The organism is Sphingobium agri (assembly GCF_023051225.1).
GTDB lineage: Bacteria > Pseudomonadota > Alphaproteobacteria > Sphingomonadales > Sphingomonadaceae > Sphingobium > Sphingobium agri.
Window position 1 is genome coordinate 1 of record NZ_JALKHS010000027.1, and the last position, 23107, is coordinate 23107.

Annotated in this window: 25 protein-coding genes; 18 read left to right on the forward strand and 7 right to left on the reverse strand. The window is 64.6% G+C overall.

What is annotated here, in order from left to right; all coding sequences use genetic code 11:
- From MU848_RS18780 to MU848_RS18810, 7 genes are all read right to left on the reverse strand, one after another.
- Positions 1 to 728: sugar phosphate isomerase/epimerase family protein (locus tag MU848_RS18780; RefSeq protein WP_247234851.1), on the reverse strand; the 728-nt coding region annotated here is incomplete at its 3' end.
- A 66-nt stretch (positions 729 to 794) separates the two neighbouring features.
- Positions 795 to 1853: a 4-hydroxy-2-oxovalerate aldolase gene (gene dmpG / locus MU848_RS18785; RefSeq protein WP_247234853.1), complete on the reverse strand. Its 1059-nt coding sequence runs from the start codon at positions 1851 to 1853 to the stop codon at positions 795 to 797.
- Entirely contained in the window at positions 1850 to 2797 is a 948-nt protein-coding gene (locus MU848_RS18790) for an acetaldehyde dehydrogenase (acetylating) (protein ID WP_247234854.1), read from the reverse strand. The genes dmpG and MU848_RS18790 overlap by 4 nt, the downstream gene beginning before the upstream one ends.
- Before the next feature lie 47 nt (positions 2798 to 2844).
- Positions 2845 to 3549, reverse strand: a complete 705-nt coding sequence (locus MU848_RS18795; RefSeq protein WP_247234888.1) for a fumarylacetoacetate hydrolase family protein — start codon at positions 3547 to 3549, stop codon at positions 2845 to 2847.
- A 71-nt stretch (positions 3550 to 3620) separates the two neighbouring features.
- Complete coding sequence (locus MU848_RS18800; RefSeq protein WP_201516794.1) at positions 3621 to 4136, reverse strand: flavin reductase family protein; 516 nt, start codon at positions 4134 to 4136, stop codon at positions 3621 to 3623.
- Complete coding sequence (locus MU848_RS18805; RefSeq protein ID WP_247234856.1) at positions 4129 to 4962, reverse strand: alpha/beta fold hydrolase; 834 nt, start codon at positions 4960 to 4962, stop codon at positions 4129 to 4131. The genes MU848_RS18800 and MU848_RS18805 overlap by 8 nt, the downstream gene beginning before the upstream one ends.
- Before the next feature lie 42 nt (positions 4963 to 5004).
- Positions 5005 to 6225: an acyl-CoA dehydrogenase family protein gene (locus MU848_RS18810; protein WP_247234858.1), complete on the reverse strand. Its 1221-nt coding sequence runs from the start codon at positions 6223 to 6225 to the stop codon at positions 5005 to 5007.
- A 347-nt stretch (positions 6226 to 6572) separates the two neighbouring features.
- Here MU848_RS18810 and MU848_RS18815 point away from each other — a divergent pair, with 347 nt between their 5' ends.
- From MU848_RS18815 to MU848_RS18900, 18 genes are all read left to right on the forward strand, one after another.
- Positions 6573 to 7499: a VOC family protein gene (locus MU848_RS18815; RefSeq protein WP_097093812.1), complete on the forward strand. Its 927-nt coding sequence runs from the start codon at positions 6573 to 6575 to the stop codon at positions 7497 to 7499.
- 44 nt (positions 7500 to 7543) lie between these two features.
- Complete coding sequence (locus MU848_RS18820) at positions 7544 to 8443, forward strand: CoA transferase subunit A (protein WP_201516791.1); 900 nt, start codon at positions 7544 to 7546, stop codon at positions 8441 to 8443.
- A 14-nt stretch (positions 8444 to 8457) separates the two neighbouring features.
- A complete protein-coding gene (locus MU848_RS18825) occupies positions 8458 to 9255 on the forward strand; it encodes a CoA-transferase subunit beta (RefSeq protein ID WP_247234860.1) in 798 nt (265 codons plus the stop codon).
- A gap of 1 nt (position 9256) precedes the next feature.
- On the forward strand, positions 9257 to 10159 hold the full coding sequence (locus MU848_RS18830; protein WP_097093815.1) for an enoyl-CoA hydratase: 903 nt from the start codon (positions 9257 to 9259) through the stop codon (positions 10157 to 10159).
- Complete coding sequence (locus MU848_RS18835) at positions 10156 to 11247, forward strand: NAD(P)H-dependent flavin oxidoreductase (RefSeq protein ID WP_247234862.1); 1092 nt, start codon at positions 10156 to 10158, stop codon at positions 11245 to 11247. The genes MU848_RS18830 and MU848_RS18835 overlap by 4 nt, the downstream gene beginning before the upstream one ends.
- 18 nt (positions 11248 to 11265) lie before the next feature.
- Positions 11266 to 12015, forward strand: a complete 750-nt coding sequence (locus MU848_RS18840; RefSeq protein ID WP_201516789.1) for an enoyl-CoA hydratase family protein — start codon at positions 11266 to 11268, stop codon at positions 12013 to 12015.
- Positions 12015 to 13169, forward strand: a complete 1155-nt coding sequence (locus MU848_RS18845) for an acyl-CoA dehydrogenase (RefSeq protein WP_247234864.1) — start codon at positions 12015 to 12017, stop codon at positions 13167 to 13169. Before MU848_RS18840 ends, MU848_RS18845 begins: the two co-directional genes overlap by 1 nt.
- A gap of 12 nt (positions 13170 to 13181) precedes the next feature.
- Positions 13182 to 14228 (forward strand): acyl-CoA dehydrogenase family protein, encoded by a 1047-nt coding sequence (locus MU848_RS18850; protein ID WP_247234866.1) that lies wholly within the window; start codon positions 13182 to 13184, stop codon positions 14226 to 14228.
- A complete protein-coding gene (locus MU848_RS18855) occupies positions 14221 to 15372 on the forward strand; it encodes an acetyl-CoA C-acetyltransferase (protein WP_247234868.1) in 1152 nt (383 codons plus the stop codon). The genes MU848_RS18850 and MU848_RS18855 overlap by 8 nt, the downstream gene beginning before the upstream one ends.
- Positions 15373 to 15383: 11 nt before the next feature.
- Positions 15384 to 16037 (forward strand): gamma carbonic anhydrase family protein, encoded by a 654-nt coding sequence (locus MU848_RS18860; RefSeq protein WP_247234870.1) that lies wholly within the window; start codon positions 15384 to 15386, stop codon positions 16035 to 16037.
- Between the two features lie 6 nt (positions 16038 to 16043).
- Entirely contained in the window at positions 16044 to 16949 is a 906-nt protein-coding gene (locus MU848_RS18865; RefSeq protein WP_247234872.1) for an SDR family oxidoreductase, read from the forward strand.
- Entirely contained in the window at positions 16949 to 18034 is a 1086-nt protein-coding gene (locus MU848_RS18870) for an acyl-CoA dehydrogenase family protein (protein WP_247234874.1), read from the forward strand. Before MU848_RS18865 ends, MU848_RS18870 begins: the two co-directional genes overlap by 1 nt.
- Entirely contained in the window at positions 18031 to 19080 is a 1050-nt protein-coding gene (locus MU848_RS18875) for a quinone oxidoreductase family protein (RefSeq protein ID WP_247234876.1), read from the forward strand. Before MU848_RS18870 ends, MU848_RS18875 begins: the two co-directional genes overlap by 4 nt.
- Positions 19077 to 19868 carry an SDR family oxidoreductase gene (locus MU848_RS18880; protein WP_247234878.1) on the forward strand — a complete coding sequence of 264 codons (792 nt, stop codon included), beginning with the start codon at positions 19077 to 19079 and terminating at the stop codon, positions 19866 to 19868. The genes MU848_RS18875 and MU848_RS18880 overlap by 4 nt, the downstream gene beginning before the upstream one ends.
- 1 nt (position 19869) lies before the next feature.
- A complete protein-coding gene (locus MU848_RS18885; protein WP_247234880.1) occupies positions 19870 to 20331 on the forward strand; it encodes a MaoC family dehydratase in 462 nt (153 codons plus the stop codon).
- 3 nt (positions 20332 to 20334) lie between these two features.
- Positions 20335 to 20775 (forward strand): nuclear transport factor 2 family protein, encoded by a 441-nt coding sequence (locus MU848_RS18890; RefSeq protein ID WP_247234882.1) that lies wholly within the window; start codon positions 20335 to 20337, stop codon positions 20773 to 20775.
- Between the two features lie 17 nt (positions 20776 to 20792).
- Positions 20793 to 21995: an acetyl-CoA C-acyltransferase gene (locus MU848_RS18895; RefSeq protein WP_247234884.1), complete on the forward strand. Its 1203-nt coding sequence runs from the start codon at positions 20793 to 20795 to the stop codon at positions 21993 to 21995.
- Between the two features lie 3 nt (positions 21996 to 21998).
- Positions 21999 to 23107: acyl-CoA dehydrogenase family protein (locus MU848_RS18900; RefSeq protein WP_247234886.1), on the forward strand; the 1109-nt coding region annotated here is incomplete at its 3' end.

Consider the following 23107-nt stretch of genomic DNA (forward strand, 5'->3'; position numbering starts at 1 on the left):
TGTGGTATTTCGACGCTGAGTGGAGTGTTGGGATTGAGGGTTTGTTCGAACGCTGTGATGTTGAAGCTGCCTTGTCCGGGGAGGAGGCGCTGGATGCCGGCTTCATGTTCGATGCTGTCTGGATCGATGGTTGCGGGTCCGTCGGAGATCTGGGCGATGGCGATGGCGGGGTGACGGAGGAGCGCCATGCTGGTGTCTGCTTCGCCGCCGCGCATGATGTGGAGGAGGTCGGCTGTGACCTTGATGTCGGGGCGGCCGGCGCGGGCTATTTCTTCGAGGGCGGCGCTGAGGGTCCGGACCTGGGAGGGGGGATAAAATTCGAGTGACAGGGCGATGCCGAACGGGGCGGCGAGTTCGGCCAGTTCGATAAGTTTTTCGGTGCGGCGATTGGGATCGCGGTCGTAGCACAGGACATTGGCAAGGGGCGCGCCCAATGCTGCGCCGGTTTCAAGCGCGGGAACGAAGTCCTGGGGGTTGGTGCGCCCTGCCATGGTGAAGGGGTAGATGAGGTCGACCTTGACCCCGGTGGCGGCGAGCGCGTCGCGGGTCTGGCGCAGCGCCTGGGGATCGCGCACCAGGTCATAGCTGGGCATGGCGGGCAGCACCTCCATGGAATGGAGGAACGGGCAGATGCCTTCACACCCCACCTCTGCGGCGATCTGCGCCAGCTGCCAGGGGGTGGTGTCGGTGACGGTGATATGGTCGAGCGACAGGCGCTTGTCGGCCATATCCTCTCCTCTTTTGGCTTTGCGTGCGAGCGATGCCGGGCGCGAATGAACGCGCCCGGCGGCATGTCAGGCTGCTGTTGCGCGTTCTTTCAGCATGTCCAATGCGACATCGACGATCATGTCCTCTTGCCCCCCGACCATCTTGCGACGGCCAAGTTCCACCAGGATGGTGCGGGTGTCTAGGCCGTAGGTTTCGGCGGCCTTTTCCGCGTGGCGCAGGAAGGAAGAATAGACCCCGGCATAGCCCAATGCCAGGGTTTCGCGGTCGACCCGGACCGGGCGGTCCTGCAAGGGGCGCACGAGGTCCTCGGCGGCGTCCATGAGCGCGTTGACATCGCAGCCATGGTTCCAGCCCTTGCGGTCGGCAGCGGCGATGAACACTTCCAAGGGCGCATTGCCAGCGCCCGCGCCCATGCCGGTGAGCGAGGCGTCGATGCGCACCGCGCCGCATTGCGCCGCGACGATCGAGTTGGCGACGCCAAGGCTGAGATTGTGGTGGGCGTGGATGCCGCGCTGGGTCTCGGGTTTCAAGACCCGGTCATAGGCTTCGAGGCGGGCCTTCACCCCATCCATGTCGAGCGCGCCGCCGCTGTCGGTTACATAGACGCACTGCGCGCCATAGCTTTCCATGAGGAGGGCCTGCTCGGCGAGCTTCTCCGCATCGATCATGTGGCTCATCATCAGGAACCCCGACACGTCCATGCCAAGGTCGCGGGCGATGCCGATATGCTGTTTCGAGACATCGGCTTCGGTGCAGTGGGTCGCAACGCGCACCGAGCGCACGCCGATGTCATAGGCGCGGCGCAGTTCCTCGACCGTGCCGACGCCCGGCAGGATGAGCGTGGTGAGAACCGACCTGGTCAGCACCGAGGCAACCGCCTCGAGCCATTCCCAATCGGTATGCGCGCCAAAGCCATAGTTGAAGCTTGCGCCATTGAGGCCGTCGCCATGGGCGACCTCGATCGCGTCGACCCCTGCGTCATCCAATGCCTTGGCGATCGCCTTCACATGGTCGATGCCATACATGTGTCGGATGGCGTGCATGCCATCGCGCAGCGTCACGTCCTGGATGTAGAGCTTGTCGCCCGCTTCCACGTTGAACGGAGCTTTGATCTCGGCGCTCATGCTGCCACCTTCTTTCCTTGTGCGATACGCTGCGCGAGCAGCTCGCCGGTCGCCTTGGCGGCGGCGGTCATGATGTCGAGATTGCCCGAATAGCTCGGCAGATAATCGCCCGCCCCTTCGACCTCGAGCAGGATCATCGTCTTGATGCCGGTGAACTCGCCGCGGCCCGGGATGGTGAGCTTGTTATTGTCGCCAAAGCGCTCGAACTGCACCTCCTGCTTCAAGCGATAGCCCGGCACATAGGCCTGGACCTTCTTGACCATCGCTTCGACCGAGGCGCGGATGGTCTCTTCGTCAGCGCCTTCGGACAGGGTGAACACCGTGTCGCGCATGATCATCGGCGGTTCGGCGGGATTGAGGATGATGATCGCCTTGCCCTGCGCCGCGCCGCCGACCTTTTCGATGGCGCCAGCGGTGGTGCGGGTGAACTCGTCGATATTGGCGCGGGTGCCAGGCCCTGCCGAGCGCGAGGAGACCGAGGCGACGATCTCGGCATAATGGACGGTCGCGACCTGAGAAACGGCAGCGACCATCGGGATCGTTGCCTGTCCGCCGCAGGTCACCATGTTGACATTGCCCGCATCGAGATTGGCTTCGCCGTTGACGGTGGGGATGGTGTAGGGGCCGATCGCGGCGGGGGTGAGGTCCACTACCTGCTTGCCGTCCTTGCGCAGCGCTTCGTCATGCACCTTGTGGGCATAGGCGGAGGTCGCGTCGAACACGATGCCGATCTCGGGATAGACGTCCATCTTCATGAGGCCTTCAAGGCCCTCATGGGTGGTGGCGACACCGCGCTCGCGCGCCATGGCGAGCCCTTCGGACGCCTCGTCGATGCCGACCACCGCCACCAGTTCCATATTCTGGGGATATTTGATCATCTTGATCATGAGGTCGGTGCCGATATTGCCCGACCCGATGATCGCCGCCTTGACCTTGCCCGTCATTACTTACTCCTCATGGCATCGCGACCGGGCGATGCCCACTTCGATATTCAGATAAAGCGCGCGGTGCAGCTGCCGACCCCGTGGAGCTGCATCTCGAACACATCGCCTGGCGCTGCCGGTTCGAGCGGCACCAGGCTGCCCGACAATATCACATCGCCAGCCTCCAGGGTAACGCCATAGGCGCCCAGCGTATTGGCAAGCCAGGCGACCGCTTGCGCGGGCGAGCCCTGCACCGCATGGCCATGGCCCTCCGACAAGGGCGCGCCATTCTTGGTGACGGTGACATGGAGATTGGGAAGATCGTGGTCGCGCGGGTCGGCCCGGGCCTCGCCCAACACATAGACGCCGCAGGACGCATTGTCGGCGACGGTATCGACGATGCCGATCTTCCAGTCCTGGATGCGGCTGTCGACGATCTCGAAACAGGGGACGATCGCCTCGGTCGCGGCGATCACATCTTCCGCCGTCACGCCCGGCCCCTTGAGGCTGTCTTTCAGGATGAAGCCGATCTCGGCCTCGGCGCGCGGGGCGATGAGGCCGTTTGCCGCGACATCGATGTCGCCCTCGATATACATGCGGTCGGTGAGGAAGCCGAAGTCTGGCTGGTGCACGCCCAGCATGTCCTGCACCGCCTTCGACGTAACGCCGATCTTCTTGCCGATGACCTTCTCGCCATCAGCCTTGCGGCGTTCCAGCGCGCCAAGCGAAATGGCATAGGCGTCGTCGATGGTGAGCTCAGGATGGCGCGCCATCAGCGGCGGCACGGTGCGCTTGTCCCGCAGCGCCTGGTAGAGCTCCTCTGCAAGCTGGTTATTAAGGTCGCTCACAGATAGGCTCCGTCCTGGAAGATGAGGGGATCGACCGCGTCGCTGAGGCGCACCGCCTTGACCCGTGCGATGACGATGCTGTGCGTGCCAAAGGGGGTCATGCTCTCGATCGTGCAGGAGAGGTTGGCCTGCGCCTCTTCGAGGATCGGCAGGCCATGGGGATCGGCGGTCCATTGCCCCACGCCAAAGCGCGCCTCGCGCGCGACCGCGCCGCCGAACGCTGCCGACACCTCGCGCTGATGGCGCGAGAGGAGGTTGATGCTGACCGGGCAGCCGGGCGAGAGATGGGCGTGGATGCCAGCTGTCTGGTTGACGCAGACGAGCACCGCTGGCGGGTCCATGGTGAGCGAGGTGATCGAGGTCGCGGCCATGCCGACCGGCGCCTTGCCCTCGCCCAGCGCGGTGACGATCGCCACGCCCGAGGGCAGGCGGCGCATCGCGCCCTTGAGGCCCATGGTAACGTCCACGGGCTCGGGAACCGGCACGGATGGCGCAGGCGCGGGGTCAGCCATTCAGGAAGTCCAGCGAATAGCGGTTGAACTCCTGAGCCCGCTCGACCTGCACCCAATGGCCGGTCTGCGAGAAGGTGAGGCAGCGCACGTCGGGACAAGCATCGAGGAAGAGCCGCGCATGGCTTTCGGGGCAGAATTCGTCATTGAGGCCCCAGAGCACGAAGATCGGCTGCTTGACCTCGCCAAGGCGGGGTCCAAGGTTGGGGGTCTTCACCCGGGCGAGCACATCCTTGGGCTGGGTGCGCGCGACGGCGAAGCGCTCCTCGACCAGTGCATCGGTCACATGATGGGCCGAAGAAGGGTGCATGAGGTTGCCGATGAGGCGGCGCTGTTCCTCGACGTTGAATTCCGGGCTGCCAAAGCCCGAGCGCATCTTGGCGATGCCGGGCATGGTGAAATAGCTCGCCTGTTCCGCCACGCAGCCGGGCGCCATCAGGATGAGCTTGCCGACGGCAAATTGAGGATGGTCGAGCGCGATCTGGAGGGCGATGCCGCCGCCCAGCGAGTTGCCGATGAGGTGGCCGCCTGTGATCCCATGCTGGGCAAGGGCATCGATCAGGGTCTGCGTAAACAGTTCGAGCGGATAGTCGGCTTCGGGCTTCGACGAGGCGCCATAGCCGATAAGATCGGGCAGGATGACGCGATAGCCAGCGTCAGCGAAGACTTGCGCATTGTTGCGGAAGTTGGACGCGCCCGATGCGCCGGGACCACTGCCATGGATGAAGATGACGGTCGGGGCATCGGCCGGCGCCCCTGCGATTTCCGCGATCGAAATCTCATATCCGCCCGCAACGCTATAGGTCTTGCGGATCAATTCACTGCCCATGGGCAATCCTCTTTTTGCCTGTGCCAGATGCCATATGCGCGATCAGATAAAGGTGAAGGCGGGCGGTTCACCATTCATCGTGCCGATGACGTCGCTGGTGCGGTTGGCCGGGTCGTTGGCGACATGGGCGCGCGCGGCGTGGAGGTCGAGCCAGGGCTGGAGGATCGGGCTCGACATGTAGATCGCCCGGCCGCCCAGCAGCTTGACCATGCCATCGGCAAGCTCGGCCATGCGGCGCACGACGCTGGCGGACTGGTAGGCAAAGAGCGCGCGCTTTTCCATTGGGACGGGCTCGTTACGCTCGGCATAACCCATCAACTCGTTGAAGGTCGTGCGGTGGGTGAGCTCCATCTCGTTGGTCTCGGCGATCGCGCGGGCGATGGCGGCGTGGAGATTGGGGTCGGCCTTGGACGCCTTGCCGGTGTTGGTCGAGACGCGGCTGCCCATGATCTCCATGGCGGCCGAGGTCGCGGCGCGGATGCCGCCGAAGGCAGCGCTGGAGACCGAGCGGATGAAGAGCTGCGCCCAGGGGATGCGGTAGAGCGGCGCTGTGTTGGTTTCCTGGCCCGGATTGGTGCCGGCAAAGCCGTCGCTTGCCTTGTGGGTGCGGTGTTCGGGCACGAAGACGCGCTCGACCACGATGTCGAAGCTGCCGGTGCCCTGGAGGCCGAACGTGTCCCAGGTGCCTTCGATCACCTGATAGTCCGAGCGCGGCAGCAGGAAGGTGCGCATGTCGGGCGGGCCGCCATTGGTGTCGAAATTGATCGCGCCAAGCAGCACCCAACCGCAGTGGGAGGAGCCCGACGAAAAGCCCCAGCGGCCCGAGAGGTAGAAGCCGCCATCGACCTTTTCCACCTTGCCGACCGGCTGATAGGTGGAGGAGACGAGCATGTCGGGGTCCTCGCCCCACACTTCCTTCTGCGCCTCGTCATGGAAGAGGGCGAGTTCATAGGGGTGGCAGCCAAGGACGCCGTAGATCCAGCCTGTCGACATGCAGCCTTCAGCGAGCGCCTTCTGAATCTCGAAGAAGACATTGGGGTGCATCTCATAGCCGCCATAGCGCTTGGGCTGGAGCACGCGGAAGAAGCCTGCCGCCTTCATCTCGGCGACGGTCTCGGGCGGCACGTCATGGGCGATGGTGCAGGCCCGGGCGCGTTCCCGCAGCACCGGGATCATCGCCTTGGCTTTGGCGATCAGGCTTTCGGGCGAAGGTGTCCCCGCATTCGCCTCGTCAATGGGTCGGCTTGCTACTGCCCCGGTCATCATCTTCTCCATTGTAGGCGACTCTGCTTCAGATTTGCTATATGCGTAGTTTATATAAATACCCGTTACGCAAACTGTCAAGGCAAACAGGGCTTGCGCATTTGGGCCGTTGCTTATAGGCGGATCGGGAACGAATTGCCATAAGCTCGTTGAGCGCGCTTAACGCGCCTCCCCAGGCCCAGGCGCAGAACAAGGGCGGCAGCGCCTGCCTCATGCGTATGGGCCCTGTGCATATGGGGAAGGCCATTTTGCAACGCTTGGGCAGAGATGATGGCCGGAAACATGGGAAAGGCCCGTAAAAGACGGGAAGACCCCTTGGTACGGGAAGATAGGGCGAGGTGCTTAAAATGGCAGTGATATCCCTGGGCTATGTGGTGATCGAGGCGCAGGACCTTGGGCGCTGGCAGGATTTTGCCTGCAATATCGCAGGGCTGATGGCAGCGCCTTCGCCCAGCGAGGATGTGGCGCTCTTCCGCATGGACGACCGGCCCTACCGCCTGTGGGTGGAAAAGGGCGCGGCCGACCGTTTCGTGGCGCCGGGCTGGGAATGCGCGAATCGCGAGGCGTTCGAATCGGTGCTGGCCCGCCTCGAGGCGGCAGGCCGCCCGGTGACGCGCGCGGGCGTCATGGAAGCACGCGCGCGGCAGGTCTATGAGCTTGCCCGCTCGTCCGACCCTGCGGGCAACCCGATGGAGCTCTTCTACGGCCGCTTCGTCGACTATGCCCCCTTCACCTCGCCCGCAGGCGTCAGCCGCTTCGTGACCGGCAGCCCGGGCGGCGCGGACGGCGACATGGGGATGGGCCATGTCGTGCTCACCGCCCCCAATTTCGAGGAAACCCACGACTTCTACAGGGACGTCATGGGCTTTGGCGACACCGACCTTGGCCGCTTCTACCTCCAGGGCGGGGGCGAGGATGATCCGGGCGTGGGCTTTGCCTTCATGCACTGCAACCCGCGCCACCACAGCCTGGCGCTGGGGCAATTGCCCGAAAGCCCCAATGGCGCTGTGCACATGATGCTGGAGGTCGGCTCCCTCGAGGATGTCGGCCGCGCCTATGACCGGGTCTTGAAGAGCAAGGGCAAAGTTCCCCTGTCGGCGAGCCTTGGCCGCCATGTCAACGACAAGATGACCTCTTTCTACATGCAGACACCAGGCGGTTTCGACATCGAATATGGCTGGAACGGCCTGGTAATAGACCCCGACACATGGGTCCCCACCACCAGCCTCGCGGTAAGCGACTGGGGCCATAAATGGGCCCATGAACAGGACTGACTGGCAGGACTGCGCACGGGACCGGACGAGACTGACGTAAAAGGATGACTGACATTATGCTCGACAAGCGCATGAGCGTCGACGACATCGTCGACCAGATTTCCGACGGGATGACCATCGGCATCGGCGGGTGGGCCACCCGCCGCAAGCCCATGGCGCTCATTCGCGCCATCGCCCGGTCGAACCTGAAGGACCTGACCCTCATGGCGGGCTATGGCGGCATGGACATCGGCCTGCTCGCCGCCACCGGCAAGATCCGTAAGCTCGTCTTCGCTTTTGCAAGCCTCGACCATTATCCGCTCGAACCCCATTTCCGCAACGCCCGCCAGGCCGGTGCCTTCGAGGTGCTGGAACTGGACGAGGGCATGTATCATTGGGGCCTGCGCGCAGGCGCCATGAAGCTGCCCTTCCTGCCGACCCGCGTCGGCATCGGCACCGACATCATCAACCAGTCGGGCTTCGACTTCAAATTCGTGAAGAGCCCCTATGCAGATGGCGAGGAATTCGTCGCCATGCCAGCGCTCGTCCCCGACATTGCGCTGATCCACGCCCACCGTTCCGACGAGCGCGGCAACATCCTCACCCTCTCGGTCGATCCGATCTTCGATGAACTGCTCGTGCGCGCTGCAGGCAAGAGCTATGTGACGGTCGAGAAGATCGTGCCGACCGCAGAGCTCGATATGAAGAAGAACAGCCGCTACAACCTTGTCGAGCGGGCGATGATCACCGGCGTCGCTGAAGCGCCGCTCGGCGCGCACCCCACCAGCGCTGATCCCGACTATCAGCTCGATTTGAAGCACATCAAGACCTATGTCGAAAGCGCCGCCTCGCCCGAAGCCTGGGCCGACTACAAGGCGAAATATATCGACGTGTCCGAAGCGGACTATCAGGCGGCGATCGGCGGCGAAGAAGCCGTCAAGCAGCTTCCCGTCCCCATTTACTAAGAGCGAGACCGAACATGACCCAGAATAGCTATTCGCTCGCTGAACTCGTCATCGTCGCCTGCGCCGAAGTCTGGCGCGGTGATGGCGAGGTGATGGCGACCGGCATCGGCCCCCTCCCCCGCATCGGCGCTGGCCTTGCCAAGCTCTCCTTCGCGCCCGCGATCCAGACCACCGATGGCGAGGCCTGGTATACGAGCGAGCCCGTCGGCCCGGGCAAGCGCGCCGCCGAGCCCGAGTTCGAAGGCATTGCCAATTATGACCGCGTCTTCTCCGCGCTCTGGAGCGGCCGCCGCCATGCGCTGGTCGGCCCCGTCCAGATCGACCGCTTCGGTCAGGCGAACATCTCGGTGATCGGCGACCACAAGAAGCCCAAGGCCGCGATGCTCGGCGCGCGCGGTTTCCCGGGCAATTCGATCAGCCACCCCAACAGCTTCTTCTTTGCGAACCACAACAAGCGTGCGTTCGTGGAAGGCGAAGTCGATTTCGTCTGCATGGCGGGCTACAACCCGGCGCGCTACCGCAATGGCGCTCCGCCCCAGGGCCTGGACCTGCGCCGCATCATCACCAATTTGTGCGTGATGGATTTCGGCGGCCCCGATCACCAGATCCGCGTGATCTCGCTGCATCCGGGCGTCACCTTCGAGGAAGTGCAGGACAATACGGGCTTCCCGCTGGCGAAGGTCGAAGGGGAAATCCCGACCACGCCTGCGCCGACGGCCGAGCAGCTGGAGCTGATCGCCAAGATCGACCCCAACAATGTCCGGGCCACCGTGTTCAAGGACAACCCGGCCGGAGACAGAAGGGCAGCCTGAGATGAACGAGACCGACCGCCTGGTCGAACCGCAGCAGGTCGACATTGTTTACGAAACGGATGAGCCGGTCACCTATGAGGTGATCGATCATGTCGCATGGATCATGATGAACCGCCCGGGCTTCAACAACGCCCAGAACGGCCAGATGACCTATGCGCTTGACGACGCGTTCGTGCGCGCCGTGAACGATGACGATGTGCGCGCGATCGTGCTGGGCGGCAACGGCAAGCATTTTTCGGCAGGCCACGACATCGGCACGCCGGGCCGCGACGTGCACCAGCATTTCGAGAACCGGCTGCTGGTGCCCGGCCATGTCAACAAGCCTGCGGCCGAACTGCTCTACACCCGCGAGAAGGAGCAATATGTCGGCATGTGCCGGCGCTGGCGCGACGCGCCAAAGCCCACCATCGCCATGGTGCAGGGGGCCTGCGTCGCGGGCGGCCTCATGCTCGCCTGGGTGTGCGACCTCATCGTCGCGACCGACGATGCCTTCTTCCAGGACCCGGTCAACCGCATGGGCATCCCGGGCGTCGAATATTTCGCCCATGCCTATGAACTTCCCCCGCGCGTCGCCAAGGAGTTCCTGCTGCTGGGCGAGCGGATGAGCGCGCAGAGGGCCGAGCAGTTCGGCATGGTGAACAAGATCGTGTCGCGCGAAGCGCTGCGCGAGACCGTCGCGGCCATGGCGGCCAAGCTCGTCGCGCAACCCCGGCTTGGCAACTGGCTGACCAAGCAGGCGATCAACCATGTCGAGGAGCTGATGGGCAAGAGGAACGCGATGGAGGCGCAATATCATATGCACCATTTCGCCCATGCCCAGAATGACCTCGTCCAGGGCAGCTCGATCGCGGGGCTCGACGCCAAGAAGATGGCTGAGGCCAATAAGAAACAGGCGAGCGAATGATGGGCGATCCGCTGCACACGATTCTGACCGAGCGGCTTGGCTGCCGCTGGCCGATCATCCAGACCGCGATGGGCTGGGTCGCCGAGCCTTCGCTGGTCATTGGCTCCAGCAATGCGGGCGCCTTCGGCTTCCTGGGCGCCGCCGTCATGACCCCGGACGAAGCGCGCGAGAAGATCCTCGCCGTCCGCAACGGCACTGACAAGCCCTTCGGCGTCAATTTCCACAGCTTTCAGCCCGGCGCTGACCAGATTGTCGAGCTGATCCTCGCCAACAAGGATCAGGTGCGCGCGGTCAGCTTCGGCCGTGGTCCCAATGCCAAGATGATCGGCCGCTTCAAGGATGCAGGGATCCTGTGCGTCCCCACCGTCGGCGCGGTCAAGCATGCGCAGAAGATGGTGGAACTCGGCGTCGACATGGTCAATGTCCAGGGCGGCGAAGGCGGCGGGCACACCGGCTCTGTGCCGACCACCGTCCTGCTCCCCCAGGTGCTCGACGCGGTCAAGGTGCCGGTGATCGCCAGCGGCGGCTTTGCCGACGGGCGCGGCCTTGCAGCTGCCCTTGCCTATGGCGCGGTCGGCATCGCCATGGGTACGCGCTTCCTGCTCACCAAGGAAAGCCCGGTGCCCGACAGCGCCAAGGCGGAATATCTCAAAGCCTCGACCGACCGGATCGTCGTCACCACCAAGCTTGACGGCATCCCCCAGCGGATGGTCCGCACCAGGCTCATGGACCGGATCGAGAAGTCCGGATCGCTCGCCATGTGGCTGCGCGCGATCGAGGCGGGCATGGCGATGAAGAAGCAGACCGGCGCGAGCTGGATGGACTTCATCAAGTCGGCGCGCGGCATGACCGCCCATGGCGCAATGCCCTTGAAACAGGCGATGATGGCCGCGACCATGCCGATGCTGATCCAGAAGGCGGTGGTCGAGGGCGACATCGAACATGGCGTGATGGCGACCGGCGTGGTCGGCGGACGGATCGGCGAGATCCCGACCTGCCAGGAGCTGGTCGACCGCATCGTCGCCGAAGCGCATGAGCGCCTCGCAGCGCTCGCCGCGATGGGCCGGCAAACCGCCAGCGCCGCCTGAGAAAGAAGGACAAGACCCATGCCGATCACGCTCAGCATCAACGGCGCCATCGCCGAAATCCTGTTCGACCATCCCCCGGTCAACGCCTTCGACACCAAGGGCTGGGAGTCGATCCCCGCCATGGTGTACGAGGCAGCGGCGAACGAGGATGTAAAGGTCATCCTGATCCGCGCCGAGGGCCGCGGTTTCTGCGGCGGTGTCGACATCAAGGAGATGCAGGCCCATCCCGAGCGCATCGCAAAGCTCAACAAGGATAATTACCTGACCTTCAAGGCGATCCGCGAATGCGCGATTCCCGTGGTCGGCGCGCTCCATGGCTTCGTCATCGGCGGCGGCGTCAATATCGCGGGCGCCTGCGATGCGCTGATCGCGGCTGAAGGCGCCTATTTCTCGCTGCCCGAGATCGATCGCGGCGCAATGGGGGGCGCTGCCTTCATGAGCCGCATGCTCCCTGTCCAGATGGTCCGCGCCAATTTCTTCACCGGCGGCCGCATTCCGGTGGAAGACGCCTACCGCCATGGATCGGTGCACAAGGTCGTGCCGCTCGAAAATCTCAGGCAAGAGGCCTACGCCTTTTGCGAGGTGATCGCGTCCAAGAGCCGCGCCGCCCTGGTCATTGCCAAGCAGGCCTTGAACCTCATCGAGCCCACCGATCCCTCGGCCCATTACCGGATCGAGCAGGGCTTCACGCTCGAAATGTACATGCATGAAGACAGCCAGAAGGCGCGCGACGCCTTCGTGGAAAACAAGGGCGCGGCGAAATTCTGATGGACCTGACTTATACTCCCGAGCAGCAGGCGTTCCGCGCCGAAGTGCGCGCCTGGCTCGACGCCCATGTGCCTGAGCATCCGCTCGAGCATTTCGACGCAACGCGCGAGGGTTTCGAGGCGCACCGGCAATGGGAAAAGACGCTCAAGTCCGGCGACTGGGGCATGGTCACCTGGCCACGCGAATATGGCGGGCGCGGCCTCGACCTCATCCAGTGGCTGATCTTCGAGGAAGAATATTATCGCGCCGGTGCGCCCGGCCGCGTCAACCAGAATGGCATCTTCCTGCTGGGGCCGACGCTCATCGAGTTCGGCACCCATGAGCAAAAGCAGCGCTTCCTGCCCAAGATGGCGTCAGGCGAGGAAATCTGGGCGCAGGCCTGGTCCGAACCGATGGCGGGCTCCGACCTGGCGGGCGTGCGCGCCACGGCGGTTCGTGAGGGCGACGAGTATATTTTGAACGGCCACAAGATCTGGTCGAGCCGCGCGGTGTTCGCCGACTGGGCGTTCGGCCTGTTCCGCGAGCCGGGGTCCGAGCGCCACAAGGGAATGAGCCTCATCTTCTTCCCCTTGAATGCGCCAGGCGTCACGGTCAATGCGATCAAGAAGATCAACGGCCATGTCGGCTTTGCCGAGATCTTCCTTGAAAATGTCCGCGTCCCCGCCTTCAATCGCTTGGGCGAAGAGGGCCAGGGCTGGCATATCTGCATGGCGACCGCAGGCTTTGAACGCGGCCTCATGCTGCGCTCGCCCGCCCGCTACCAGGTGGCGGCCAAGAAGCTTGCCGAACTTTGGGCCGCCAACAAGGAAAGCGCTGATCCTGGCCTCGAGGCCGATGTGGTGCGCGCGCACATGAATGCCGACGCCTATGCGCTCAACATCTACCAGACCGCCTCGCGGCTGATGGCGGGCGCGAAGATCGGGCCTGAAGCGTCGACCAACAAGATCTTCTGGTCCGAGCTCGACATTCATCTGACGCAAACCGCGCTCAACATCCTTGGGCCCCAGGCGGAACTGACCCATGAGGCCCCGGACGCAAATCCCGTCGACTGGATCGACGACTATATCTTCGCGCTCGCCGGGCCCATCTATGCAGGCTCCAACGAGATCCAGCGCAACATCATCGCCGAGCGCATGCTCGGCCTGCCGCGCTAAGGGGAAATTGAGATGGACTTCACCTTAAGCGAAGAACAGCTGATGTTCGCCGAGACCGCGCGGTCACTGTTCGCCGACAGCTGCACGCCCGACCATTGGCGCAAGATGATGGAGGCAGGCGAAGCAATCGACCCCACGCGCTGGGCCTCGATCGTCGAAACCGGCCTCACCCTCGTCCTGCTGCCAGAAGAAGCAGGTGGCATCGGCCTTGCCGAGACCGACTTCGCCTTGATCGCACAAGAGGCGGGCTATGTCGCGCTGCCTGAGCCGCTCATCGAAAGCGCAGGCGTCGCTGCCCCCCTGCTCGCCGCCCTTGCGCCCGATCATCCGTTGCTGGCCGATCCCAGCGCGACGATCGCGATTGCGCATCCCGCCAATCCCTATGTGGCGAACGCGGACAGCGCAGGCGGCATCATCCTGCATGCCGATGGCGAGGCTTTCCTCGCCACCCCCGACCAGGTGACGCTCACCGCCCAGCCCAGCATCGATCCCTTCCGCCGTTTGTTCTCGGTGGAATGGAGCAAGGATAAGGCAACGCCGCTTGGGCCAAATAACCAAAATGGGGCCGACTGGGACCTCGCCTTCGACCGCGCAGCGCTCTTCAACGCGGCCTTTGGCCTTGGCCTTGCCCAGCGCGCGGTCGACCTCGCCGTCGACTATGCCAAGGAACGCCAGCAGTTCGGAAAGCCCATCGGCAGCTACCAGGCGGTCAAGCATCATCTCGCCTCCGCCCAGGTCGCAATCGAGTTCGCCAAGCCCGTAGTCGCTGCGGCCGCCGCCGAGATCGGCGCGCGCGACGTACAAGCCCGCGCCCGCGTCAGCCACGCCAAGCTCGTTGCATTGGAAGCCGCCGACAAGGCCGCCCGCGCATCGATCCAGGTGCATGGCGCGATGGGCTACAGCTGGGAGGTGGACGTCCACCTGTTCTTGAAGCGCACGGTTGCGCTCACCCAGACATGGGGCACGCCCGCCCACCACCGCGCGCGCATCGCCACGCGCATCTTCACCCAGCCCATGGGGCCGGACCAGACCTTCGCCCGGGAAAAGACCAATGCCTGAAGCCTATATCATCGACGCCGTCCGCACCCCCACCGGCCGCAAGAAGGGCAGCCTTGCCCACATCCACCCGGCCGATTTGGGTGCGCACCCAATTCGTGAACTGGTCAAACGCACGGGCATCGATCCCAGTCAGGTCGATGACGTGGTATGGGGCTGCACTGAGACAATTGGCGGACAGGCGGGCGATATCGGCCGCACCGCATGGCTGGTTGCGGGCATGCCCGAAGAAGTGCCCGGCGTCACCATTGACCGGCAATGCGGCTCTTCACAGCAGGCGGTACACTTCGCCGCGCAAGGCGTGATGAGCGGCACGCAGGATCTGGTGGTCGCGGGCGGCAGCCAGGCTATGAACCAGATTCCGATTTCCGCCGCGATGATCGTTGGCGCGCAATATGGCTTCAACACCCCCTTTGACAGCTCGCCGGGCTGGCTGGCACGTTATGGCGATGAGGAAGTGAACCAGATCAAGTCGGCCGAGATGATCGCCGATAAATGGGGCATCAGTCGCGCCGCAATGGAAGAGTTCAGCCTCGCTTCCCATCAGCGTGCGAAAGCCGCAACGGAAAATGGCTGGTTCGCAAACGAAATCGCTCCATTGGAGGGACTTGACCGAGACGAGACGATCCGCCCGACGACTTCACTCGAAGGGCTTGCTGCGCTCAATCCGGTCCGCGAGGGCGGGATCGTCACCGCAGGGGTCGCCAGCCAGAATTGCGACGCGGCCGCTGCCCTCCTGATCGCCAGCGAACAGGCGGTCAAGGACCATGGCCTCACGCCCCGCGCGCGCATTCATCACCTGTCGGTGCGCGCCGCGAACCCGGTATGGATGCTGACCGGCCCGATCCCCGCCACCCAATATGCGCTCAAAAAGGCGGGTATGTCGGTGAGCGACATCGACCTGTTCGAATGCAATGAGGCGTTTGCTTCAATCCCGCTCGCGTGGATGAAGGAACTGGGCATCCCGCACGAAAAAGTGAATATCCATGGCGGTGGCATTGCACTCGGTCATCCGATCGGCGCGACGGGGGCTCGGCTGATGACGTCCTTGCTGAACGCCCTTGAACGCACCGGCGGCCGCTATGGCCTCCAGACCATGTGCGAAGGCGGCGGCCAGGCCAACGTCACCATCATCGAGCGATTGTAAGAGGCGCGCCCATGCCCGCCTACGCCTATCAGGGGATCACGCCTGTCGTCGATTCATCGAGCTACGTCCATCCGCTCGCCTCGCTGATCGGCGACGTAATCGTCGGGCCGGGCTGCTTCATCGCGCCCGGCGCCTCCCTGCGCGGCGATTTCGGAAGGATCATCGTCGAGGGCGACAGCTCGATCCAGGACAGCGTCACGGTGCATGCCAACCAGCTGCGCGACACGGTGATCAAGCGCGGAGCGACCATCGCGCACGGGTCGATCATCCATGGCTGCGAGATCGGCGAAAATGCGCTCATCGGCATGAACGCGGTGATCCTCGACAATGCCGTCATCGGGGATGAAAACCTCGTCGCCGCGCTCGCCCTTGTGAAGTCCGATACGGTGACGCCGCCACGCAGCCTGGTCGCGGGCAACCCCGCCAAGGTCGTCAAGAGCTTCGAGCCGCATCAGGTCACCTGGCGCAACAATGGCGAGGGGGAGTATCAGAAACTCGCCCGCGCAGCCTTGACCGACCTCGTCGAAGCGCAGCCGCTGCGGCAGGCCAGCCCCGAGCGGCTTAGCCAGCGCAGTCAATCGGAAGCGGTCGCCGTGCGCCTCTCGGGCGCAACCGCACAGCTGCGCGAGGAACGCGCCGCGCAAACAGAAATAGCCAAGGAGTAAGAAGACGTGGGTATCTGCGAAGGACGTGTTGCGATCGTGACCGGGGCCGGCAATGGTCTGGGCAAGGCCTATGCGCTGGGCCTCGCGGCGCAAGGCTGCAGGCTTGTGGTCAATGATCTTGGCGTTGGCACCCATGGCGAAGAAGGCGCGACCAAGGGCGCGGCCGAACAGGTGGTGGACGAGATCAAGGCGATGGGGGGTGAGGCCGTCGCCAACACCGACGACGTCGCTGAATGGGACTCAGGCAAGCGCATGGTCGAACAGGCCCTCGACAGCTTCGGCGGCTTGCATGCCGTGGTCAACAATGCCGGCTTCGTGCGCGACCGCATGTTCTTCACCTGCTCCCCTGAAGAATGGGATGCGGTGATCCGCGTCCATCTGCGCGGCCATTTCTGCACTTCGCGCCACGCCGCTGAATATTGGCGCGCGCAGAGCAAGGCCGGCAATCCGGTCGACGCGCGCATCATCAACACGACCTCGGGCGCAGGCCTGCAGGGCTCGGTCGGCCAGTCGGCCTATTCGACCGCCAAGGGCGGCATCGCGACGCTTACGCTGGTGCAGGCCGCAGAGCTTGGCCGCCTCGGCATCACCGCCAATGCCCTTGCCCCCAACGCCCGCACCCGCATGACCAATACCGGCGCGTTCGACATGGAGGCGAAAGAAGGCGAGTTCGACCTGTTCGCGCCGGAAAACATGGCCCCGCTCGTCGCCTATCTCGTCTCGGAACAGTCGAAGGGCGTCACCGGCCAGGTGTTCGAGCTGAAGGGCGGGCAGGTCTTCCTCTCGCAAGGCTGGACCGACAGCCCCGCCTTCGACAAGGGCGCGCGCCTGGAGCCACAAGAAATGGACGCGATCGTGCGCAAGCTCATCGAAACGCGCGAGCCCGCCAAGCCCGTCTACGGAGCCGCCTGATGGATTTCGCGCTCAGCGACGATCAGCGCGCGATCCAGGAAGCCGCGCGCGACTTCCTGACCGACGCCGCCAACCCGGACGTCATCCGCGCCGCCGTCGAAGGCACCACAGGCTTTGATGAAAGCCTGTGGTCGAGCCTTGGCGAAATGGGCTTTGCCGGGCTCATGATTCCGGAAGGCCAAGGCGGGCTTGGCCTGGGCGCGGTCGAAATGGCGCTGGTCCTGGAAGAAACCGGCCGCGTCCTTGCGCCCGTTCCCTTCTTCGAAACCGCGGTGCTCGCAGCGCAAGCCATACTCGCGGCAGGCAGCGAGGAACAGAAGGCGGCGCTGCTGCCCCGTCTCGCCTCGGGCACGCGCGCCTGTTTTGCAGGAACCGCAAGCCGTCCCACCCTGTCGAACGGCCGCTTGACCGGCCAGGCCAAGTTCGTGACCTTCGGCCATGTCGCGCAGCTCATCATCGTCGCCACCGCCGACGACAGCCTGGTCGTGCTCGAAGCCGATACCCCCGGCCTTGCCATCGAGGCGCTGCCCGCGCTCGACCGCACCCGCCGCTTTGCAACCCTGACCTTCGACTGCGACGTCACCCCGGACATGATCCTGGGCGCGCCCGGCAGCGCGAAAGCCGCGATCGACCGCACGCTGACCATCGGCGCTGGCCTGCTCGCGGCTGAACAGACCGGCGGCATGCAATACAGCCTCGACGCCACGGTCGACTATGCCAAGCAACGCGTCCAGTTCGGCCGCCTCATCGGCTCCTTCCAGGCATACAAGCATATGCTCGCCGACATGATGCTGCTGGTCGAAGCCTCACGCTCGGCCGCCTATTATGCCGCCGCCGCGATTGATGAGAACGGCGAAGAACTGGCCGAAGCCGCCCACGCCGCGCGCGCCTATGTGTCCGACGCCTATTGCTCGGTCACGGGCGATGCCATCCAGCTCCATGGCGGCATCGGCTTTACCTGGGAACATCACGCCCATCTCTATTTCAAGCGCGCTAGAGCGGCCGCGAGCTGGCTCGGCACGCCCGAACAGCATCGCGAAGCGCTCGCTGCCCTGCTGATCGATGGAGACAAGATCGCCGCATGACGGGCGCGCCCGCCCTTCCCTCCACCATGCAGGCCATGGCGATGGACGGCTTTACAGGGCCGCAGGCGATCCGCGCCCGCGACCTGCCCGTCCCCGTGCCCGGCCCAGGCGAAGCGCTGATCCGGATCGCGGCGGTGGGGGTCAACCCGGCCGACTGGAAAGCCTGCGCGGGCTTCCTCCCCTTCCTGCCCGACAGCTTCCTGCCGCTGGTGCCCGGCTTTGACGGCACCGGCACGGTCGTGGCGCTCGGCGAAGGGGTGAGCGCGCTGCAAGTGGGCGAGCGCGTCGCCTTCCTCTCCAGCCTGCCGCTGGGGCGCGGCGGGACCTGGGGCGACTATGCCATCTGCCTGGCCGCGCAGGCCGTGCCCCTGCCCGACAATCTCTCCTTTGCCGAGGCCGCCACCATCCCGGTGCCCGGCATCTCCGCGCGCGAAGCCCTGCTTGTCCAGGGCAAGCTGGCGCCCGGCGAGCGCGTGCTCGTCAATGGCGGATCGGGCGGCACCGGCCTCTGGGCGATCCAGATCGCGCGGGAGCTTGGCGCCCAGATCGCCGCGACCGCAGGCCCCGCCAACCAGGACCTGCTCGCCAGCCTCGGCGTCCACTGCCCGATCGATTACCGCCATGAAAATGTGGCGCACAAGGTCGCTCAATGGGCGCCCGAAGGGGTCGACCTCCTCCTCGACACCGTCGGCCAGGGCAGCATCGCCGATCCTGCCGCGCTCATCCGTCCGGGCGGCCGCCATGTCGCGATCGAAACCATGCTGCCGCACGAGGCGCTGCCCGATGCGGAGCGCTTCGCCGCCAAGGGCATAGCCGCCACCCGTGCCTCGGCCAGTTACGAAAGCGCGCCTGCCCATCTGGCCGCGCTCGTCGCCGCCACCGCGCAAGGCCGCATGACGCCCCCGCCGCTTGAAACCCTCTCTTCAAGCGAGGCCGCCGCCGCCATGGCGCGCGTGCGCGAGGGCCATGTGCGCGGCAAGATCATACTTGTCACAGACGATCATCTGACGGCAAAGACCGCAGCAACCATGAAGGACCCCGCATGACCCCGACCTCGCCCGTGCCGCCCTATCCGACGCCTTTGGGGATGCTCAAGGGCAAGACCGTGGTCGTGACCGCGGCAGCGGGCACCGGCATCGGCTTTGCCGCCGCCAAGCGCGCCGCCGAGGAAGGCGCAAAGCTCCTCATCAGCGACTTCCATGAACGCCGCCTCAATGAAGCGGCCGACCGCATCGCGCAGGAAGTCGGCTGCGAGCGGCCCGCTGTGTTCGTCTGCGACGTCACCAGCGAAGAGGCCGTGCAAGGCCTGCGCGATGCCTCCCTGGCCGCGCTCGGCAAGGTCGATGTCCTCATCAACAATGCAGGGCTTGGCGGCGAGGCCGATATCGTCGACATGACCGACGAGCAGTGGGCCCGCGTGTTCGACGTGACGCTGACCTCCCTCTTCCGCATGACCCGCGCGTTTCTCCCTTCCATGTACGCCGCCAAGTCGGGCGTCATGGTCAACAATGCCTCGGTCCTTGGCTGGCGCGCGCAAAAGGGCCAGGCCCATTATGCCGCCGCAAAAGCAGGGGTCATGGCCTTCACCCGTTGCGCCGCGATCGAGGCGGCCGAACATGGCGTGCGCATCAACGCGGTCTCGCCCTCCCTCGCCATGCACCCCTTCCTCGCCAAGGTGACGACCCAGGAAGCCTTGGACAAGCTGGTCGAGAAGGAAGCCTTCAAGCGCCCCGCCGAGGTCTGGGAAATCGCCAATGTCATGATGTTCCTCGCCTCCGATCTCTCCTCCTACATGACCGGCGAGATCGTCGCGGTCTCGAGCCAGCGGGCGTAACATGGCGACCATCTTCGAAAATCCGCGCGATCTCCTCGGCAAGGAGGGCACCCGCCTCGACACCTCCGACTGGCTCACCATCGAGCAGTCGCGCATCGACGCCTTTGCCGACTGCACCGGCGACCATCAGTGGATCCATGTCGATCCGGTGCGCGCGAAAGACGGGCCCTTCGGCGCGACCATCGCCCATGGTTATTTGACCCTCAGCCTCGTCAACCTGTTCATGCCGCAAATCGTCGAGGTCCGGCGCTTTTCCGCAGGGGTCAATGTCGGCATGGACAAGACCCGCTTCCTCACCCCCGTCCTGGTCGGCTCGCGCATTCGCGGCTCGGGCGAGATCGTCTCGGCGCAAGAAGTGAAGGGCGGCGCCATCCAGGCGGTGATCCGCGTCACCGTCGAGATCGAAGGAAAAGACAAGCCCGCCTGCGTGGTCGACACCATCAACCGCTATTTTCCGGAATAGCGCTTGGCCCGCGCCCTCTTCGCCCTCACATTGAGCCTGCTCGCCACCAGTCCCGTTGGAGCCAAGACCATGCCCGATCCCGTTAAAATGGAAGCCGCCGTCAACGCCTATGTCGCAGCGTTCGAAGCGGGCAGCGCCGACCAGGTCGCGGCCCTCTATGCAGCGGATGCGACCGTTGAAGACCCGATCGGCTCGCCCATCCACAAGGGCCGCGAGGCGATCCGCGCCTTTTACGCTGAATCGATGAAGACCGGCGCGAAGCTGAAGCTCGAAGGCCCGGTCCGGGTCGCGGGCGACTATGCCGTTTTCCCCTTCTCGGTGAACCTCAATTATGACGGCGGCCACAAGCGCATCGACGTCATCGACACCTTCCGCTTCAATGAAGCCAATGAGGTCGTCGAAATGCGCGCCTTCTGGGGCCCCAACAACATGCACGGCTTTTAATCCAAGGAATTTGTTCAATGCGTGAAGCAGCCATCATCTCGACCGCCCGCACGGGCGTCGGCAAAGCCTATCGCGGCGCGTTCAACGACACCGAAGCGCCGTTCATGTCCTCCCATGTGGTCGACGCCGCCATCGCCCGCGCAGGCATCGATCCCGCCCGCGTCGACGATGTCTATCTCGGCGTTGCCAACCAGTGGAACACGCAGAGCTACAATGTCGGGCGTTTGACCGTCCACGGATCGATCCTCCCCGACACCACCAGCGGCTTCTCGATGGACCGCAAATGCTCGTCCGGCCTCAACGCGCTGGCGTTCGCGGCGCGCGGCATCATCGCCAACGAGATCGACTGCGCCGTCTCGGGCGGGGTCGAGAATGTCTCGCTCACCATCGACAAACATTATCCCGCCTTCCGCAACCGCTCCGAGTTCATCAAGGCGCGCGATCCCAACGCCTATATGGTGATGATCGAGACCGCCGAGATCGTCGCGGAACGCTATGGCATCAGCCGCGAGGACCAGGACCGCTTTGCCGCCCAGTCGCAGCAGCGCGCCGCCGCTGCCCAGGAAGCGGGCAAGTTCGACGACGAGATCGTCCCCATCACGGTCACCAAGGCCCTGTTCGACAAGGAAGGCAATGAGACCGGCAAGGAAGAGCTGACCCTCACAAAGGACGAAGGCATCCGCGCTGGCACCACCTATGAGAAGCTCGCTGAACTAAAGCCCGTGTTCAAGAACGGCACGGTCATCAAGGAAGGCAAGCATGTCACCGCCGGCAACGCCAGCCAGCTCTCCGACGGCGCATCGGCCCAGGTCGTCATGGACCTTGCCACCGCGCAGAAGGAAAACCTCCCTATCCTGGGCATCTACCGGGGTTTTCAGGTCGCAGGCTGCGGCGCGGACGAAATGGGCATTGGTCCTGTGTTCGCCATCCCCAAGCTGCTCGAGCGCACCGGCCTCAAGATCGACGACATTGGCCTGTGGGAATTGAACGAAGCCTTTGCCAACCAGGCGATCTACTGCCAGCGCACGCTGGGCATCGATCCTGAAAAGCTCAACGTCAATGGCGGCGGCATCGCCATCGGCCATCCCTTCGCCATGACCGGCTCGCGCCTCGTTGGCCATGCCCTCATCGAAGGCAAGCGCCGGGGCGTCAAATATGTGGTCGTCTCCATGTGCGTCGCTGGCGGCATGGGCGCGGCCGGTCTGTTCGAGGTCGCCTGATCCATGCAACTCGCCTTCGCCCCTGAACTCAAGGCCTTCCGCGAGGAGGCCGCCAGCTGGCTCAATGAGCAGCTTTCCGGCCCGTTCAAGGCCATTCGCGGCCAGACCAACCAGGTCGACAATGTCGAGGAGCGCCGCGCCTGGGAAGCAGCCCTGGGCGAGGCGCGCTGGAGCGTCATTGGCTGGCCCGAGCAATGGGGCGGGCGGGGTGCCTCGATCGCGCAGCAGATCATCTTCGCCGAGGAATATGCCCGGGCCAAGGGTCCGCCCCGCGCCGGGCACCTAGGGGTCGAGCTGCTCGGGCCGACGCTGATCGCAATGGGCAGCGAGGAGCAGAAGGCCCGGTTCCTCCCCGACATCGCCACCGGCAAGGCGATCTGGTGCCAGGGCTATTCCGAGCCCGGCGCAGGCTCCGACCTTGCCAATGTGAAGACCAGGGCGCGCCTGGAGGGTGACAAGTACATCATCGACGGCCAGAAGATCTGGACCTCGATGGGCACGATCGCCGACTGGTGCTTCGTCGTTGCCCGCACAGAGCCAGGCAGCGTCGGCAACAAGGGCCTCTCGTTCCTCATGGTCCCCATGGACCAGCCCGGGGTCGATGCCCGCCCGATCCGCCAGATGACCGGCGAAGCCGAGTTTGCCGAGGTGTTTTTCGATGGCGCAGAGGCGCTCGCCATCGACCGCATCGGCGCAGAAGGCGAAGGCTGGAAGGTCGCCATGGCGCTCCTGGGCTTTGAACGCGGGGTATCCACCCTCGCCCAGCAGATGCAGTTCAGGAACGAACTCGACGACATCATCGCCATCGCCAAGGCCAATGGCTCGGCACAAGACCCGATCACCCGCCAGAAGATCGCCAAGGCCCATGCCGGGCTCAAGATCATGCGCTACAACGCCTTGCGCATGCTCTCAGGCGGCGAAAACAACCCTGACCTCACCGGCGCCGCCTATACCTACAAGCTCTACTGGTCCCAATGGCACAAGTCCCTGGGCGAACTTGCCATGGAGGTCATGGGACAACAGGGCGAAACAGGCATCAACGAAGAACGGTTCGACAGCCTCACTACCATGTACCTCATGGCACGATCCGACACCATCTACGCAGGCACAGA

What these genes read in the sequence shown, in the direction of transcription:
- dmpG (WP_247234853.1), bottom strand. Translation starts at nt 1,853, where the DNA reads ATGAGCGCCGAGATCAAAGCTCCGTTCAACGTGGAAGCGGGCGACAAG.
- MU848_RS18790 (WP_247234854.1), bottom strand. Translation starts at nt 2,797, where the DNA reads ATGACGGGCAAGGTCAAGGCGGCGATCATCGGGTCGGGCAATATCGGC.
- MU848_RS18795 (WP_247234888.1), bottom strand. Translation starts at nt 3,549, where the DNA reads ATGGCGCGCCATCCTGAGCTCACCATCGACGACGCCTATGCCATTTCG.
- MU848_RS18800 (WP_201516794.1), bottom strand. Translation starts at nt 4,136, where the DNA reads ATGGCTGACCCCGCGCCTGCGCCATCCGTGCCGGTTCCCGAGCCCGTG.
- MU848_RS18805 (WP_247234856.1), bottom strand. Translation starts at nt 4,962, where the DNA reads ATGGGCAGTGAATTGATCCGCAAGACCTATAGCGTTGCGGGCGGATAT.
- MU848_RS18810 (WP_247234858.1), bottom strand. Translation starts at nt 6,225, where the DNA reads ATGACCGGGGCAGTAGCAAGCCGACCCATTGACGAGGCGAATGCGGGG.
- MU848_RS18815 (WP_097093812.1), top strand. Translation starts at nt 6,573, where the DNA reads ATGGCAGTGATATCCCTGGGCTATGTGGTGATCGAGGCGCAGGACCTT.
- MU848_RS18820 (WP_201516791.1), top strand. Translation starts at nt 7,544, where the DNA reads ATGACTGACATTATGCTCGACAAGCGCATGAGCGTCGACGACATCGTC.
- MU848_RS18825 (WP_247234860.1), top strand. Translation starts at nt 8,458, where the DNA reads ATGACCCAGAATAGCTATTCGCTCGCTGAACTCGTCATCGTCGCCTGC.
- MU848_RS18830 (WP_097093815.1), top strand. Translation starts at nt 9,257, where the DNA reads ATGAACGAGACCGACCGCCTGGTCGAACCGCAGCAGGTCGACATTGTT.
- MU848_RS18835 (WP_247234862.1), top strand. Translation starts at nt 10,156, where the DNA reads ATGATGGGCGATCCGCTGCACACGATTCTGACCGAGCGGCTTGGCTGC.
- MU848_RS18840 (WP_201516789.1), top strand. Translation starts at nt 11,266, where the DNA reads ATGCCGATCACGCTCAGCATCAACGGCGCCATCGCCGAAATCCTGTTC.
- MU848_RS18845 (WP_247234864.1), top strand. Translation starts at nt 12,015, where the DNA reads ATGGACCTGACTTATACTCCCGAGCAGCAGGCGTTCCGCGCCGAAGTG.
- MU848_RS18850 (WP_247234866.1), top strand. Translation starts at nt 13,182, where the DNA reads ATGGACTTCACCTTAAGCGAAGAACAGCTGATGTTCGCCGAGACCGCG.
- MU848_RS18855 (WP_247234868.1), top strand. Translation starts at nt 14,221, where the DNA reads ATGCCTGAAGCCTATATCATCGACGCCGTCCGCACCCCCACCGGCCGC.
- MU848_RS18860 (WP_247234870.1), top strand. Translation starts at nt 15,384, where the DNA reads ATGCCCGCCTACGCCTATCAGGGGATCACGCCTGTCGTCGATTCATCG.
- MU848_RS18870 (WP_247234874.1), top strand. Translation starts at nt 16,949, where the DNA reads ATGGATTTCGCGCTCAGCGACGATCAGCGCGCGATCCAGGAAGCCGCG.
- MU848_RS18875 (WP_247234876.1), top strand. Translation starts at nt 18,031, where the DNA reads ATGACGGGCGCGCCCGCCCTTCCCTCCACCATGCAGGCCATGGCGATG.
- MU848_RS18880 (WP_247234878.1), top strand. Translation starts at nt 19,077, where the DNA reads ATGACCCCGACCTCGCCCGTGCCGCCCTATCCGACGCCTTTGGGGATG.
- MU848_RS18885 (WP_247234880.1), top strand. Translation starts at nt 19,870, where the DNA reads ATGGCGACCATCTTCGAAAATCCGCGCGATCTCCTCGGCAAGGAGGGC.
- MU848_RS18895 (WP_247234884.1), top strand. Translation starts at nt 20,793, where the DNA reads ATGCGTGAAGCAGCCATCATCTCGACCGCCCGCACGGGCGTCGGCAAA.